General features: G+C 69.2%; 17 protein-coding genes and 1 other RNA gene. 9 read left to right on the top strand and 9 right to left on the bottom strand.

Going from position 1 to position 15563, the window contains the following annotated elements; genetic code table 11:
- A partial coding sequence (locus DS837_RS29130; protein WP_149167936.1) for an NAD(P)(+) transhydrogenase (Re/Si-specific) subunit beta occupies positions 1-1343 on the top strand: 1343 nt, incomplete at its 5' end.
- Positions 1344-1439: 96 nt separating this feature from the next.
- Entirely contained in the window at positions 1440-1727 is a 288-nt protein-coding gene (locus DS837_RS29125) for a DUF1330 domain-containing protein (protein ID WP_149167935.1), read from the top strand.
- A gap of 68 nt (positions 1728-1795) precedes the next feature.
- Here the strand turns inward: DS837_RS29125 and panB are convergent, their stop codons facing one another.
- Positions 1796-2620: a 3-methyl-2-oxobutanoate hydroxymethyltransferase gene (gene panB, locus DS837_RS29120; protein ID WP_149167934.1), complete on the bottom strand. Its 825-nt coding sequence runs from the start codon at positions 2618-2620 to the stop codon at positions 1796-1798.
- Between the two features lie 193 nt (positions 2621-2813).
- Positions 2814-3017, bottom strand: a complete 204-nt coding sequence (gene rpsU / locus DS837_RS29115) for a 30S ribosomal protein S21 (protein WP_012974546.1) — start codon at positions 3015-3017, stop codon at positions 2814-2816.
- Positions 3018-3233: 216 nt separating this feature from the next.
- On the opposite strand from rpsU, the gene def reads away from it, so the two are divergent.
- Both def and DS837_RS29105 read left to right on the top strand, forming a co-directional pair.
- Positions 3234-3776: a peptide deformylase gene (gene def / locus DS837_RS29110; RefSeq protein WP_149167933.1), complete on the top strand. Its 543-nt coding sequence runs from the start codon at positions 3234-3236 to the stop codon at positions 3774-3776.
- Between the two features lies 1 nt (position 3777).
- Positions 3778-4485 carry a COQ9 family protein gene (locus tag DS837_RS29105; protein ID WP_149167932.1) on the top strand — a complete coding sequence of 236 codons (708 nt, stop codon included), beginning with the start codon at positions 3778-3780 and terminating at the stop codon, positions 4483-4485.
- Between the two features lie 4 nt (positions 4486-4489).
- Here the strand turns inward: DS837_RS29105 and DS837_RS29100 are convergent, their stop codons facing one another.
- The 3 genes from DS837_RS29100 to ssrA form a co-directional block, all read right to left on the bottom strand.
- Positions 4490-4852, bottom strand: coding sequence for a TfoX/Sxy family protein (locus DS837_RS29100; RefSeq protein ID WP_149167931.1), 363 nt, complete (start codon positions 4850-4852; stop codon positions 4490-4492).
- 24 nt (positions 4853-4876) lie between these two features.
- On the bottom strand, positions 4877-5446 hold the full coding sequence (locus DS837_RS29095) for an SspB family protein (RefSeq protein WP_149167930.1): 570 nt from the start codon (positions 5444-5446) through the stop codon (positions 4877-4879).
- A gap of 31 nt (positions 5447-5477) precedes the next feature.
- Positions 5478-5854: a transfer-messenger RNA gene (gene ssrA, locus DS837_RS29090) on the bottom strand.
- Between the two features lie 95 nt (positions 5855-5949).
- Here ssrA and thyX point away from each other — a divergent pair.
- The gene (gene thyX / locus DS837_RS29085; RefSeq protein ID WP_038528629.1) at positions 5950-6888 is read left to right on the top strand and encodes an FAD-dependent thymidylate synthase; all 939 of its coding nucleotides are present in this window, start codon (positions 5950-5952) and stop codon (positions 6886-6888) included.
- Between the two features lie 32 nt (positions 6889-6920).
- Complete coding sequence (locus DS837_RS29080; protein ID WP_149167929.1) at positions 6921-8831, top strand: O-linked N-acetylglucosamine transferase, SPINDLY family protein; 1911 nt, start codon at positions 6921-6923, stop codon at positions 8829-8831.
- Between the two features lie 6 nt (positions 8832-8837).
- On the opposite strand, the gene DS837_RS29075 is transcribed toward DS837_RS29080, so the two are convergent.
- Both DS837_RS29075 and DS837_RS29070 read right to left on the bottom strand, forming a co-directional pair.
- Positions 8838-9242, bottom strand: a complete 405-nt coding sequence (locus tag DS837_RS29075; protein ID WP_149167928.1) for a DUF983 domain-containing protein — start codon at positions 9240-9242, stop codon at positions 8838-8840.
- A 61-nt stretch (positions 9243-9303) separates the two neighbouring features.
- Positions 9304-9495: a hypothetical protein gene (locus DS837_RS29070; RefSeq protein WP_149167927.1), complete on the bottom strand. Its 192-nt coding sequence runs from the start codon at positions 9493-9495 to the stop codon at positions 9304-9306.
- Between the two features lie 80 nt (positions 9496-9575).
- Here DS837_RS29070 and DS837_RS29065 point away from each other — a divergent pair, with 80 nt between their 5' ends.
- From DS837_RS29065 to DS837_RS29055, 3 genes are all read left to right on the top strand, one after another.
- The gene (locus DS837_RS29065) at positions 9576-10544 is read left to right on the top strand and encodes an ABC transporter substrate-binding protein (RefSeq protein ID WP_149167926.1); all 969 of its coding nucleotides are present in this window, start codon (positions 9576-9578) and stop codon (positions 10542-10544) included.
- Between the two features lie 154 nt (positions 10545-10698).
- On the top strand, positions 10699-11598 hold the full coding sequence (locus tag DS837_RS29060; RefSeq protein WP_149167925.1) for an ABC transporter permease: 900 nt from the start codon (positions 10699-10701) through the stop codon (positions 11596-11598).
- Positions 11595-12392 carry an ABC transporter ATP-binding protein gene (locus DS837_RS29055; protein WP_149167924.1) on the top strand — a complete coding sequence of 266 codons (798 nt, stop codon included), beginning with the start codon at positions 11595-11597 and terminating at the stop codon, positions 12390-12392. The genes DS837_RS29060 and DS837_RS29055 overlap by 4 nt, the downstream gene beginning before the upstream one ends.
- 16 nt (positions 12393-12408) lie before the next feature.
- Here the strand turns inward: DS837_RS29055 and DS837_RS29050 are convergent, their stop codons facing one another.
- A complete protein-coding gene (locus DS837_RS29050) occupies positions 12409-14217 on the bottom strand; it encodes a monovalent cation:proton antiporter-2 (CPA2) family protein (RefSeq protein ID WP_149167923.1) in 1809 nt (602 codons plus the stop codon).
- Between the two features lie 144 nt (positions 14218-14361).
- Positions 14362-15534 (bottom strand): iron-sulfur cluster carrier protein ApbC, encoded by a 1173-nt coding sequence (gene apbC, locus DS837_RS29045; protein ID WP_149167922.1) that lies wholly within the window; start codon positions 15532-15534, stop codon positions 14362-14364.
- Between the last annotated feature and the right edge of the window lie 29 nt (positions 15535-15563).

The following is a 15563-nucleotide window of genomic DNA, read 5'->3' as shown; positions in this document are numbered from 1 at the left end:
TGGCGCTGCGCGGCCTGTCCAGCCCGGAGACCTCCCGCCAGGGCAACTTCTTCGGCATGGCCGGCATGACCATCGCCGTGCTGACCACGCTGGCCCTGCCCATCGTCCAGTCCTACTGGATGATCGTGCTCGGCATCGCCATCGGCGGCGGCATCGGCTACGTCATCGCCAAGAAGATCGAGATGACCGCCCTGCCGCAGCTCGTCGCCGCCTTCCACTCGCTGGTCGGTCTGGCCGCGGTGTTCGTGGCGCTGTCGGCCTTCTACTCGCCCGAGGCCTACGGCATCGGCGTGCCCGGCGCCATCGCCAAGGGCTCGCTGGTCGAGATGGCGCTCGGCACCGCCATCGGCGCCATCACCTTCACCGGCTCGATCGTCGCGTTTGCCAAGCTGCAGGGCCTCGTCACCGGCAAGCCGCTGGTCTTCCCCTTCCAGCACCACCTCAACGCCGCCCTCGGCGTGCTGACCATCCTCCTCATCGTCTGGCTGGTCCAGAGCAACTCCAGCGTGGCGATGTGGATCATCGTTCTGGTCGCGCTGGCGCTCGGCTTCCTGCTGATCCTGCCGATCGGCGGGGCGGACATGCCGGTGGTGATCTCGATGCTGAACAGCTATTCGGGCTGGGCGGCGGCGGGCATTGGCTTCACGCTGCAGAACAACCTGCTGATCGTCACGGGCGCGCTGGTCGGCTCGTCGGGCGCGATCCTGTCCTACATCATGTGCAAGGGCATGAACCGCTCGATCTTCAACGTCATCCTGGGCGGCTTCGGCGGCGACAGCGGGGCGGCCTCGGCGGCGGCCGGCGGCGGCGAGCGCGGCACGGTCAAGGCCGGCTCGCCGGAGGACGCGGCCTACATCATGAAGAACGCCCAGTCGGTGATCATCGTCCCCGGCTACGGCATGGCGGTGGCCCAGGCGCAGCACGCGCTGCGCGAGATGGCCGACCTGCTGAAGAAGGAAGGCGTCGAGGTCAAGTACGCCATCCATCCGGTGGCGGGGCGCATGCCGGGGCACATGAACGTGCTGCTGGCCGAGGCCAACGTGCCCTACGACGAGGTGTTCGAGCTGGAGGACATCAACCGCGACTTCGGCACGGCGGACGTGGCCTTCGTGATCGGCGCCAACGACGTGACCAACCCGGCGGCCAAGACCGATCCGCAGTCGCCGATCTACGGCATGCCGATCCTCGACGTCGAGAAGGCCAAGACGGTGTTCTTCATCAAGCGCGGCATGGCCGCCGGCTACGCCGGCGTGGAGAACGAGCTGTTCTTCCGCCCCAACACCATGATGCTGTTCGGCGACGCCAAGAAGGTCACTGAAGAGGTCGTGAAGTCGATGGAGTAACCCGCGGCGTCACAGCTGTGGAGTAGGATGAACCCCCGGGGCCGGCTCGCCCCGGGGGTTCTTTTTTGCCATCACAGGGAACGGAGAGAGGACGCCATGCCCGCCTACATCATCGCCGACGTGAACGTGACGAATCCCGCGGCCTATGAAAACTACAAGAAGCTGACCCCGAACGCGGTCGCCAGGAATGGCGGGCGCTTCATCGCCCGCGGCGGGCAGGCGGAGGAGCTGGAAGGCGGCTGGCAGCCCAGCCGCGTGGTCATCCTGGAATTTCCGGACTACGCCGCCGCCAAGGCCTTCTACGACAGCCCGGAATACCGCGAGGCGCGCGAGGCCCGGAAGGGCGCCGCCGACTTCCGCATGATCGTGGTGGACGGCGCCTGACGTTCCCCGGAACAAGAAAAAAGCCGTGCGGGGCCGCACGGCTTTTTCATTTGGAGAGGGGAGGGCGCTTACGCCTTCTTGACGCCGAAGCAATGCTCCGGACCGGGGAAGCTGCGAGCCTTCACCTCGGCGGCGTAGGTCGCGGCGGCTTCGCCGATGGCGGTGCCGAGCTGGGCGTAGCGCTTGACGAACTTGGGCTGGAACTCGCCGAACAGGCCGAACATGTCGTCGGACACCAGGACCTGCCCGTCGCAGGCCGGAGAGGCGCCGATGCCGATGGTCGGGATGGCCACATCCTCGGTGATCTGGCGGGCCAGCGACTCCATCGTGCCCTCGATGACCAGGGAGAAGGCGCCGGCCTCGGCGATGGCGCGGGCGTCGGCGCGGATGCGCTCCGCCGCTTCCGGATCGCGGCCCACCGCCTTGTAGCCGCCGAGCGCGTTGACCGACTGCGGCAGCAGGCCGACATGGCCCATCACCGGCACGCCGCGGGTGGTCAGGTAGGCCACCGTCTCGGCCATCTCCAGCCCGCCTTCCACCTTCACCGCCTGGGCGCCGCTCTCCGCCATGACGCGGGCGGCGTTGCGGAAGGCCACCTGGGGGCTTTCCTGGTAGCTGCCGAAGGGCAGGTCGACCACCACGCAGGCGTGGCGCGAGCCGCGCACCACGGCGGCGCCGTGGGCGATCATCATGTCGAGCGTGACGGGAAGCGTGCTGTCGAAGCCGTAGACCACCATGCCCAGCGAGTCGCCGACCAGCAGCAGGTCGACATGCGGGTCCAGCAGACGGGCGACCGGAGTCGTGTAGGCGGTCAGGCAGACGATCGGTTCCCCGCCCTTGCGCGCGCGCAGCGCCGGCACGGAGACGCGCGGAGTGTCCTTGGATGCGCTCATTGGCGACCCTCCCAATTCTTTTCTTGGTAGATGTTCTTTGTGCGGCGAAACGGACCGCAGATGCACCAAAACCGCCCACGCGCAGACGCGGGGCGGCAGGTGCAAGACACAAGAGGGGCAAGCGCGCGAACGCGCATGGATGCCCGGCGCGCCGAAGCGCGCCTGTCAATCCGGCGCGAAACGCGCCTGAGGATTAATAGCCCTCGCGCTCCATGCGCTTGCGGAGCAGCTTGCGGGTGCGACGCACCGCTTCGGCCTTCTCACGCGCGCGCTTCTCCGAGGGCTTCTCGTAGTTCCGGCGCAGCTTCATTTCCCGGAAAATGCCCTCGCGCTGCATCTTCTTCTTCAGCGCGCGGAGGGCCTGATCGACGTTGTTGTCTCGGACCAGAACTTGCACGTTAACCGTCACCTTTATCAAGTGAGCCGAGTTGCCATGAGGCAACAAACAGGCATGCGACAGGCATGCGCTTTCGGGCGCACCCCTTGTGTGGACCTTTATGTAGCACGGACGGGGCCGCCTGTGAAGCGGAGTCTTCCAACCCTGCGTGCCCCAAAGCGACAATGCATGGGCAAAACGGTTGCCCGGCGGCCCGCGACGCCCAGATAATAGGGCATGGCCCTGTTGAAGATCGCCCGCATGGGGCACCCGGTGCTGCGCAAGGTCGCAGCCCCCGTGCCCGACCCGACGGCTCCGGAGATCCGGCGGCTGGCGTCCGACATGATCGACACCATGCTGGACGCGCCCGGAGTCGGGCTGGCGGCGCCGCAGGTGCACGAATCGCTGCGCATGATCGTGTTCCGCGTTCCCGCCATGCGCTCCGGCGGCGAGTCGGTGGAGCCGACCGTGCTCATCAACCCGGTGATCGAGCCGCTGGACGATGGGATGGAGCACGGGATGGAGGGCTGCCTGTCGATTCCCGAGCTGCGTGGCGTCGTTCCGCGATTCGCCCGCATCCGCTACCGCGGTGTCGGGCTGGACGGCGAACCCATCGAGCGCGAAGCGTCGGGACTCCACGCCCGCGTCATCCAGCACGAGTGCGATCATCTGGACGGCGTGCTTTACATCGACCGGATGACCGATCTGCGCTATCTGGCCTTCACCGACGAGGCGCATCACGTGACCGAGGCGCTGGAACAGCAGGAGGGGAGAGACTGACATGGACGCTGCGCTGGATATGGACGCGGTGCGGGACGACATCCTGCTCTCCACGCTTCCCAACATCGTGTTCGACGGCTGGAGCCAGCAGGCGCTGCGCGACGGCGCGCAGATGGCCGGCTACGACACGGCGACCATGCACCGCGCCTTTCCCGGCGGCGTGCCGGAACTGGTCGAGCATTTCGGCGCCTGGACCGACCGCCGCATGCTGGCGGAGTTGGACAAGCACCCGCTCGACGAGATGAGGGTGGGCGAGAAGATCGCGCTCGCCATCCGCACCCATTTCGAGGTGCTGGAACCGCACATGGAGGCCAAGCGCCGCCTGCTCGCCTATCTCGCCATGCCGCAGAATTTCGGCATGGGGCTGCGGATGCTCTACCGCACGGTGGACGCCATGTGGTTCGCGGCGGGCGACACGGCCACCGACTTCAACCATTACACCAAGCGGGCCACGCTGGCCGCGGTGCTCAGCTCCGCGACCTTCTATTGGCTGGACGACCGGTCGGAGGGGCATGCGGAGACCTGGGCCTTCGTGGACCGCCGGTTGGGCGACGTGATGAGCATGGGCAAGGCGATGTCCGCCATGGGCCGCGCCGGGCGCCTGCTCAGCCATCTGCCGAGTCCCGCGCGCTTCGCCCGTCAGATCCGCCAGCGCGCCGGAAACACTCCGGTGGACAATGCCTCCACCCATATGGCGGAGAACATCTGACGGTTCAGGCCTTTGCCTTCCTGCGGGATGGTTTCTTGACGGCGGCGGTGCGGATCGCCGCCGCCAGGGCCGGGCGGGCCCAGAGCAGAAGCTCGTCCGGGTCGTCCAGCGCCGAGTCGGGCGGCGGGAAATAGGGCAGGACCGTTGGCTTGTCGTCGAAAGGCTTGAAGGGGCGCAGGCCCAGCGCCTCGTACTCCGCGCGGTTGCCGTCGTCGGTCTTGAAATACAGGATGTTGCGGGCGACCAGCGCGAAGACGACGCCGTCGCAATAGACCGCGTAGCCGCCGAACATGCGGCGGGCGGTGATGGCCCCCAACGGCGTCAGCGACTCGCACAGGAAACGGACGAGTTCGTTGACCGTGGCCATGCTGGGGAGCCTGTTGGTGGAAGCCTATTTTTTGCGGAAGGCGTCAAGCGCCACGACCTCGCCGCGCTTCGGCTCCTCGCCGGAGCGGTCGGTGTCGGGCTTGCCGGCGTCGGCCTTGGCCGAATCGGACTTGGCGAGCTTCGCGATGGACGGCTTCGCCCCGTCTCGACCGTCCGCAGCCTTCTTCTCCGGCGTCTCGCGCGCGGGGATGGTGGCGATCTCCGCCGATTCGGCGGGCTCCACCGGCTGGAACTGGAGGGCGAAATTTTCCGACGGATCGGCGAAGGTGGTGATGGCGGCGTAAGGGATGACCAGCCGCTCATGCACGTTGTTGAAGCTCAGCGTCACCTCGAAATGATCGTCCAGCGCTTCCAGCCCATAGAACTGGTACTGGATGACGATGGTCATCTCGTTGGGATACTGGGACGACAGATATTCGGGGATGTCGACGCCCGGGTAACCCGTCCGGAAGGTCAGGTAAAAGTGATGATCGCCGGGGAGCCCGCGGTCCGTCACCTGGCGGAGCGCGTCACGGACGACACCGCGCAGGGCGGCCTCGACCATGCGGTCATAACGCAACTGCTCTCTCGGCATTCTTGGGCGGGTCCTTAACGCCAGACGGGTAAGTGTGGGCCTTCTGTTGCTAGGCGGCCCACGGCCCCACCCTCAGGTGCTACCCATCGGGGATTGATTTCGGTCAGTCACCGCCGTTAGGCGGCAACGGCGACCGGAGCAACGTTGTCGTTGGCAACTATTGCAATGGCCCGATAACGGCGGAACCATGCCGGGCGAAGACCATGCCTTTACCACGCGTGTCGATCCTATTTCGCCCCCAACGAACCCGCTCCCTACGGCAACGCCCGAGAGACCGGTGGTTTGTTTGGTGGAGGCGCCGGGTACCGCCCCCGGGTCCACAACGCTTATTCCGCAAGGCGTTTATCGCCATAGTCGGCTGCTGCCGACGGACCCAATATAGGCCCTTCATCCGGATATGGAAAGGGGGTGCGGCGGATTCTGACCGGAGCCCGCCGCGAAAGGGATGACTGTGCGGGTTCGCGGACGTAGAGTGCCGCCCGAATTCAGTCCCCGGAGTACCCATGCCGATCACGCCCGAGCAGCGCGCCGAGATCGACCGCCTGCGCGCCGTCACCGCCACCACCCGCCGCGCCACCGTTCCGGCCCTGGAGGAGATCCTCTATGAGCCGATCGAGGTCCTGGACCACGGCTTCGTGCGCGTCGTCGATTACATGGGCGACGATTCGGCCGTCGTCCAGGCGGCGCGCGTGTCCTACGGCAAGGGCACCAAGAAGGTCACCGAGGACGCCGGCCTCATCAAGTATCTGATGCGCCATCGCCACTCGACCCCGTTCGAGATGTGCGAGATCAAGTTCCACGTCAAACTGCCGATCTTTGTTGCCCGTCAGTGGATTCGCCACCGCACGGCGAACGTCAACGAATACTCCGCGCGCTACTCCATCCTCGACCGCGAGTTCTACATCCCGACGCCCGAGAACCTGGGCGCCCAGGCCGTCGTCAACCGGCAGGGCCGCGGCGACGTCCTCCAAGGCGACGAGGCGGCGGCGGTGATGAAGCTGCTGCGCGACGATTCGGAGACGGTCTACGCCCATTACGAGGAGATGCTGAACCAGCGCGAGGACGGCACCACCATCGAGGAGGGCCGCCAGGGTCTGGCGCGCGAGCTGGCGCGCATGAACCTGACGCTGAACTATTACACCCAGTGGTACTGGAAGGTCGATCTCCACAACCTTCTGCATTTCCTCAGCCTGCGTGCCGACCCGCACGCCCAGTACGAGATCCGCGTCTACGCGGAGGCCATGCTGGACGTGGTGAAGCGCTGGGTCCCCGCTGTGTTCGACGCCTTCAGCGAGTACCGGCTGGGCGGCACCCACATGTCGAAGACCGGGCTGGAGGTCGTGAAGCGCCTGCTGTCCGGCGAGGCGGTGACCCAGGAGGCCAGCGGCCTGTCCAAGCGCGAATGGCGGGAGCTGATGGACCAGCTCGGCCGCGCCGAGTAACGCCCGCTTCAACTGTGTAAGGACCAACCGTCATGACGCCGCCCCCGATGACTCCGCACGAGGCCGATGGACTCCACCGCCAGGGCCTCGTCGCGGCGCAGGCCGGGCGGTTCGACGAGGCCTTGGACCTGATCGGGCAGGCCATCGCCGCCTATCCCTCGGTCCCCGTCTGGTGGGCCAATTACGGGCTGGTGATGGAAAGCCTGGGCGACGTCGCCGGGGCGGCCAACGCCTATGCCGGGGCGCTGAACCTCGACCCGTCGCTGGAGATGGCGATGGACGGGCTGCTCGCCATGGCGGAGGCGGTGCGCCGGGCCGGCGATTCGGCGCGGGCGGAGGCCTTCTTCCGCCGCGCCATCGCGCTGAACCCGAAGACGCTGGCGGCCGTTGCCAATCTCGGCGTGCTGCTGCGCGCCCAGGCGCGGCGGGCGGAGGCGGTGGCGCTCTATGAGAGGGCCGGGCGGCTCGATCCGGCCAACTGGGCGCACCCCTACAACCTCGGCAACGCGCTGGCCGAGATGAACCGGCTGGGCGAGGCCGACGACGCCTATGGAGCGGCGCTCGCCCTGGCGCCGGGCCGGGCGGAGGTGCGGGCGAACCGCGCCACCCGCGTGCTCGCCATGCAGGGGCGGGCGGAGGAGGCCCTGGCGGAGATCGACGCCGTAATGGCGCAGCACGGCACCGTCGATTCGCTGCACGCCTCGCGCCTCTACCTGATGCAGTACGCGCCAGGGCTGACCATGCCGGCGATCGCCCAGGCCCACGCGGACTGGGGCGCCCGCTACCCCGACCGCCCGGCGCCCGCGGTGGCCGCTCCGGCGCCGAGGATGCGCATCGGCTATGTCTCGCCGGACTTCCGCGCACATCCCGTGGGCTTCTTCCTGGAGCCGGTGCTGGCGAACCACGACCGCTCGGCCTTCGAGGTGGTCTGCTACGCCAACACCGCCAACCCGGACTGGAAGACCGAGCGGCTGATGGCCCACGCCGACTACTGGGTCTGGACCACCGGCCTGGACGACGAGGCCCTGGCCCAGCGCATCCAGGCGGACGGCATCCACATCCTGATCGATCTGGCGGGCCACACCTTCGGCAACCGCCTGCCGGTTTTCGCGCGGCGCGCGGCGCCGGTGCAGGCGACCTGGGCGGGCTATGTCGGCACCACCGGCCTGCCGGCCATGGACTATCTGATTTCCGACTCGCGGCAGAGCCCGCCAGGATCGGACGGCTGGTGCATCGAGGGCGTGGTGCGCATGCCCGACGCCTATGTGTCCTGGGCGCCGCCCGAGGACGCGCCGCCGGTCGCACCGCTGCCGCTGGCGACGCGCGGCCACGCCACCTTCGGCTCCTTCAACGCCCTGCCCAAGCTGAACGCGGAGGTCGCGGCGCTGTGGGCGCGCGTGCTGGGCGCTGTCCCCGGCTCCCGCCTGCTGCTGCGCACGCCGGGGCTGGACGACGCCGGCACCGCCGCGCGCACGCTGGCCCTGTTCGAGCGGGCCGGGCTGGACCCGGCGCGGGTCGATCTGCGGGGCGGGGCGCCGCACCGGGAGTTCCTGGCCGGTTACGGCGAAGTCGATGTGGCGCTGGACCCCTTCCCCTATTCCGGCGGGCTGACGACTCTGGAGGCGTTGTGGATGGGCGTGCCGGTGGTGACGCTGGGCGGCGACCGCTTCTGCGCCCGCCATTCGGTGACGCACCTCGCCTCGGCGGGGCTGTCCGATCTGGTGGCCGACGGGCCGGACGGCTACGTCGCCAAGGCGGCGGCTCTGGTCGCCGACCCGGCGGGGCTGGCGGCCCTGCGCGGCGGGTTGCGGGACCGGCTGGCGGCGTCCCCGGCGCTGAACGGCGTGCGTTTCACCCGCGCGCTGGAGGCCGCCTTCGGCGTGATGTGGCAGCGCTTCCAGGCCGGGCAGGGGCGGGCGAGCTTCGCCCTCAGTTTCGACTGAAGGGGATCAGGCGCGCTCCGACCCCGGCGCGCCGGTGCTCCACAGCAGCCCCAGCACCACGCCCTTGCAGCGCGGCAGCAGCAGGCCGGTCAGCAACAGGGTCAGCAGCGGCCAGATGGTGAGATGCACCCAGGTCGCCGGCTCGTAGCTCTGCTCGACCGACAGGACCGCCGGGATGATGATGTGGCCGACGATCAGGATGGTCATCCAGGGCGGGGCGTCGTCGGCGCGCAGATGGCCGAATGCCTCGCCGCAATGGGAGCACTGGTCGACCGGCTTCAGGTAGTTCCGCAGCAGGCGCCCGCGCCCGCAGGCCGGGCATTGCCCCATCAGCCCGCGCAATGCCGCCGTCGTCTTCGACCGTGCGCCGTCCTGCGTGCCGTCTTCCACCGTCCTGTCTTCCGCCGTCACGACCGTCCCCCCTGCAATCCGCTCCCCGAAGGGCCTCATATGGGGAGGGAGCGACCGATCGTCACGCCGTTCCGTCGCCCGCACTCCGGGGTTGCGCCGCGCGCAGGGCCTCCACGCGGCGGGCAATGTTCTCCAGCCGCATCTGAAGCTCATGGGCGCACAGGGCGTGCGCGGCGGCGCGGGCTTCGGCCTCGATGTCGGCGATGGCGGATTCGAGGGCTTGGAGTCGGGCGTCACGCGGGTCTTCGCTCATCGGATTCCTGTTCGGGCAGTTGACGGACCGGCCCCTGGGCGTCTACGGGATGCACAAACCCCCTCCGGGAGCCTGGAGCCATGACGATCACCCGCCTGTTTCTCGCCGCCGCCACGGCGGCTGTCGCGCTGACCAGCGCCGCCGCCTTTGCCCAGACCAAGACCGTCGCGATCACCGCCATCGTCGAGCATCCGGCGCTGGACGCCACGCGCGACGGCGTGATCGAGGCGCTGAAGGCCGCGGGCTACACGCCGGGTGACACTCTGAAGGTCGAGTATCAGAGCGCCCAGGGCAACCCCGCAACCGCCGCGCAGATCGCCCGCCAGTTCGCCGGCGCCCGTCCGGACGTGATCGTTCCGATCTCCACCCCCTCCGCCCAGGCCGTCGTCGCCTCGACCCGCGACATTCCGGTGGTCTTCACCGCGGTGACCGACCCGGTCGGCGCGCAGCTCGTCCGCAGCCTGGACAAGCCGGGCGCCAACGTCACCGGCGTGTCGGACATGGCCCCGGTGGCCGCGCATGTCGCGCTGATCCGCGAGATCGTGCCGTCGGTCAAGCGTCTGGGCGTCCTCTACAACGCCGGCGAGCCGAACTCCGTCTCGCTGGTCAAGGCGCTGAAGGACGAGGCGCAGAAGGCCGGGCTGACCGTCGTCGAGGCGACCGCCACCAAGTCCGCCGACGCCCAGCCCGCCGCCCGCAGCCTCGTCGGCAAGGCCGACGCGATCTACGTGCCGCTGGACAACACGGTTGTCTCGGCGCTGGAGAGCGTCGTCGCGGTGGGCCAGCAGGCCAAGCTGCCGGTCTTCTCCGCCGACACCGACAGCGTGGCGCGCGGCACGGTGGCCTCCATCGGCTTCGATTACCGGCAGGTTGGTCGCCAGACCGGCGAGGTCGTGGTTCGCATCCTCAAGGGCGAGAAGCCGGGCGACGTCCCGGTGACCTTCGCCAAAGGCACCGACCTGTTCGTGAATCCGAAATCCGCGGCGGCGATGGGCGTGACCATCCCCGAGGCGGTGACCCAGCGCGCGACCAAGGTGGTCGGGCAGTAAGTTGTTTCGTTGAATGTTTCGTTGAAGGGGAGTGGTTGCGCCGGCCCCCCCACCCAAACCCTCCCCCGCTCCGCAGGGGGAGGAGAAAGCCCTCCCCTGCGGAGCGGGGGAGGGTTTGGGTGGGGGCCCGACGTGACACTCCCAAGGACCAATCATGAGTGAAATCGCCTTCTTCGGGGCCGTCGAGATCGGGCTGGTGTACGCGCTGGTCGCCCTTGGCGTGTACCTGTCCTTCCGGGTGCTCGATTTCCCGGACCTGACGGTGGACGGCAGCTTCCCGCTGGGTGCCGCGGTCTGCGCCACGCTGCTGGTCGCCGGGGTCAACCCGTGGATCGCCAGCCTCGTCGCGGCGCTGGCCGGATCGATGGCCGGGCTGGTCACGGCGACGCTGAACGTCCGCTTCAAGATCCTGCACCTGCTGGCCAGCATCCTGACCATGATCGCGCTGTTCTCGGTGAACCTGCGCGTGATGGGCCGCCCGAACGTGGCTCTGCTGATGCAGGACACGGTGCTGACGCCCTTCTACGGGCTGGGGCTGCCCGACCATGTGGTGCGGCCGCTCGTCGTGCTGGTCGTGGTGGTCGCCGTCGTCCTGCTGCTGGCCCGCTTCCTGAACAGCGAGTTCGGCCTCGCCATGCGGGCGACCGGCGTCAACGCCCGGATGGCCCGTGCGCAGGGGGTGCAGACGGACTTCCACATCTACGCCGGCATGGCCCTGTCGAACGGGCTGTGCGCCCTGGCCGGCGCTCTGTTCGCCCAGACCAACGGCTTCGCTGACGTGACCACCGGCATCGGCACCATCGTGGTCGGTCTGGCCGCGGTGATCGTCGGCGAGACGGTGCTGCCGGCCCGCGCGATGCTGTGGGCGCTGGTCGGCTGCGTCGTCGGCTCCATCCTCTATCGTCTGGCGGTCCAGCTGGCCCTGTCGGCGGACGCCATCGGGCTCCAGGCCTCCGACCTCAACCTCGTCACCGCCGTCCTGGTCGCGGTGGCGCTGATCCTGCCGCGGGTGCGGCTGAAAGCCGCATCGAAGAAGAGGGAGGCCGCCCGATGATCACGGTCAACGGCATCCACGTCACCTTCGGGCGCGGCACTCCGCTGGAGAAGCACGCCCTGCGCGGCGTCGACCTGACGATCCCGGAAGGGCAGTTCGTCACCGTCATCGGCTCCAACGGCGCCGGCAAGTCGACCTTCCTGGGCGCGCTGGCCGGCGACGTGATCGCCGAGGAGGGCAGCATCGCCATCGACGGGGTGGACGTCACCCGCTGGGCGACGCCGAAGCGCGCCTCGCTGGTCGCCCGCGTCTTCCAGGACCCGATGGTCGGCAGTTGCACCGCGCTGACCATCGAGGAGAACATAGCGCTGGCCGCCGCCCGCGGGCACCGCCGCGGCCTGGGCTTCGCCCTGCGCGGCGACCGCCGCCGGCATTTCCGCGAGCGCATCGCGGAGCTGGGATTGGGGCTGGAGAACCGGCTGCACGACCGCATGGGCCTGCTGTCCGGCGGGCAGCGGCAGGCGGTCAGCCTGTTGATGGCGACGCTCGCCGGATCGAAGATCCTGCTTCTCGACGAGCACACGGCGGCGCTCGACCCCGGAACGGCGGAGTTCGTGCTGGGCCTGACCCGCCGCATCGTCGAGGAGAATCGGCTGACCACCCTGATGGTCACCCACTCCATGCGGCAGGCGCTGGACTACGGCGACCGCACGGTGATGCTGCACGAGGGGCGGATCGTGCTCGACGTGTCGGGGGAGCAGCGCGCCGGGCTGGACGTGCCGCATCTGCTGGCGCTGTTCGCCAAGCAGCGCGGCGGCGAGGACATCACCGACGACAGCCTGCTGATCGGCTGAGGCGGGGGGAGGGGCGTCAGACGGTCTTGCGGTCGCGCTCCTCCTCCGGGTCCTCGCGGTCGGCCTCGAACAGGGCCTGAAGCTCGGCGGCGGCTTGGCGGGAGGTCTGGATCAGGCGGTTCTCGTCGTGGTGCACGGCGTGCTGGCGGATCAGTGTGCGCTCGTCATGCTCGCGGAAGGTGTCCAGCGTGTGCCGGGTCTCCTCCGGCGGCAGGCCCAGCGATTCCAGAACGCCACCGGTCAGCCGCAGGCTCGAATCGTAGGTCTCGCGCACGAAATGCGTGACCCCGCGGTCCATCAGGAAATGGGCGTGGCGGCGGTTGCGGGCACGGGCGTGGATGACGAGGTGGGGGAAATGGCGCGTTGCCAGCTCCACCACGCGCAGCGACTGCTCCATGTCCTCCAGCGCCACCACCAGCACCTTGGCCTTGTCGGCCCCGGCGGCGCGCAGCAGGTCGAGCCGCGACGGGTCGCCGTAATAGACCTTGTTGCCGAATCGCCGCACCACGTCGACCTGCTCGGCGCTCTGCTCCAGCGCCGTGAAGGGGATGCCGCGCAGCCGCAGCACGCGCCCGACGATCTGCCCGACCCGGCCGAAGCCGCAGATCAGCACCGGCGGCTCCCCGTCCGGGGCGATGGTGTCGTAGGGGCGGACGGGCTTCACGATCAGCCGCGGCGCCAGCCAGCGTTCCTCCGCCGCGAAGACGAAGGGGGTGGCGATCATCGACAGCGTGACCACCAGCATGGCCGTCGCCGCCTGTCCCCCGCTCATCGCGCCGACACCGACGGCCAGCCCGAACAGCACGAAGCCGAACTCGCCGCCCTGGCTCAGCACGGTGGACAGCCGCACCGACCCGCCCGGACGCAGGCCGGACAGCCGGGCCAGCCCGAACAGCGCCGCCGCCTTCAACGCCATCAGGCCAAGCGCCAGCGACAGGTAGCGCAGCGGCTCGGCCATCAGCGCCGCCACGTCGGCCCCCATGCCCACCGAGACGAAGAACAGGCCGAGCAGCAGCCCCTCGAACGGCGCGATGTCGGCCTGCACCTCGTGCCGGTACTCCGAATCGGACAGCAGCACCCCGGCCATGAAGGCGCCGAGCGACATCGACAGCCCCGCCCAGGCGGCGAACAGGGCGGTGCCCAGCACGATCAGAAGGGCGGTGGCGGTGAAGATTTCCGGCGTCCGAGCGCCGTCCACGATGCGCAGCACCGGGCGCAGCAGGTAGCGCCCGCCGGCCAGGATCACAGCGATCGCGCCGCCGGCCTTCAGCACGGCCAGCCACGCCGTCCCGGCGTCCGGCACCTCCCCGGCACCGTGACCGAGCAGGGGCAGCAGCGCCACCGCCGGGATGATGGCGAGGTCCTGGAAGAGCAGGATGGAGAAGGCGCTGCGTCCGGCGTTGGTGGTCAGCAGTTCCCGCTCCGCCAGCATGGGCAGCACCATGGCGGTGGAGGACAGGGAAAGGCCGAATCCGGTCACCGCGGCGGCGGCGGGGGTGAATCCCAGAAAGAGGATTGTGGCGGCGGCGATCACGACGGCGGTCACCGCGACCTGCGCGCCGCCCAGCCCTAGGACCGATCGTCGCATCACCCACAGGCGGGCGGGGCGCAGCTCCAGCCCGATCAGGAACAGCAGCATGATGACGCCGAGTTCCGAGACGTGGCGGATCGCCTCGACGTCCGTCACCAATCCGAGTCCGCCCGGTCCGATGGCCAGCCCCGCCGCGAGATAGCCGAGCGGCCCGCCGAAGCCGATCCGCTTGGCCACCGGCACCGCCAGGACCACGGCGGCCAGCAGCACCACCAACGTCACGAAATCCGGCATCGGCCCCACCCCCTGAAGACTTTGCCCCCACCCTAACCCTCCCCCGCTTCGCAGGGGAGGGAACTTAGGTCCTCCCCTGCGAAGCGGGGGAGGGAAGGGGCCCGCGGCGCAAGCCGTGGGAAGGGTGGGGCAAGGGCGCCCCCTTTACGACACCACGATCCGCGGCGCGGCCCGCGCCGGCCCCTGCTCGCCGGCGATCTTCTCCCACACCCGCTTGGCGATCCCGCGGTAGACCTTCGCGTGTTCCGACTCGGGCTGGGACACCACGATGGGCTGGCCCTGGTCGGAGGTTTCGCGGATGTCGAGGTGCAGCGGGACCTCGCCGAGGAACTCCATGCCCAGGTCCGTGGCCTCCTTGCGGGCGCCGCCGTGGCTGAAGATGTCCGTGCGGTGGCCGCAGTTCGGGCAGCAGAAGTAGCTCATGTTCTCGATGATGCCGAGGACGGGCACGTCCACGCGGCGGAACATGTTCAGCCCCTTGCGGGCGTCCAGCAGGGCGATGTCCTGCGGGGTCGAGACGATGATCGCCCCGGCCAGCGGCACCTGCTGCGCCATGGTGAGCTGGGCGTCGCCGGTGCCCGGCGGCATGTCCACCACCAGGACGTCGAGCGTGCCCCAGTTCACGTCGCGCAGCATCTGCTGGAGCGCGCTCATCACCATCGGGCCGCGCCAGATCATCGGCGTGTCCTCGGCGACCAGGAAGCCCATCGACATCACCTTGATGCCGTAGTTCTCCATCGGCTCCAGGATCTTGCCGTCGCGGCTGGTCGGCCGGCCGGAGATGCCCAGCATGCGCGGCATGGACGGGCCGTAGATGTCGGCGTCCAGAAGCCCGACCTTCAACCCGTTCGCCGCCATGGCGAGGGCGAGGTTGCTGGCTGTGGTGGACTTGCCGACGCCGCCCTTGCCCGACGCGACGGCGACGATGGCCTTCACGCCCGGCACCAGCGGCTTCTGCTCCGCCGGTTGCCCATGGGCATGGCCACCATGGGAGTGGCCATGCCCGCCATGGGAATGCCCGTGATCGTGCCCGTGGCCCTGCTGCGGGGCCGCACCCTGCCCGGCGGGGCGGTGCGCCGTCAGGACCGCGGTGACCGACAGGACGCCCGGCAGAGCCTCCACCGCTTTCTCGGCGGCGTGGCGCACCGGCTCGGCCTGGGCGCCGCGCTTGGGGTCCACTTCGATCGAAAAGGCGACGTGCCCGTCACGCACGACAAGGCCGGAAAGCATGCCGAGGCTGACGACGTCCTTGCCCCGTTCCGGATCGACAACCGTCCTCAGAGCTTCAAGGACTTGAGCTTCGCTGACCTGCGCCATGGTTGAAAACTCCGCTTCCTTCCCGATAT

The sequence above is a fragment of the Azospirillum brasilense genome, assembly GCF_008365405.1.
Lineage (GTDB): Bacteria > Pseudomonadota > Alphaproteobacteria > Azospirillales > Azospirillaceae > Azospirillum > Azospirillum brasilense_D.
The sequence above is the reverse complement of the archived record's forward strand: the minus strand, read 5'-3'. Positions and strand labels throughout refer to the sequence as shown.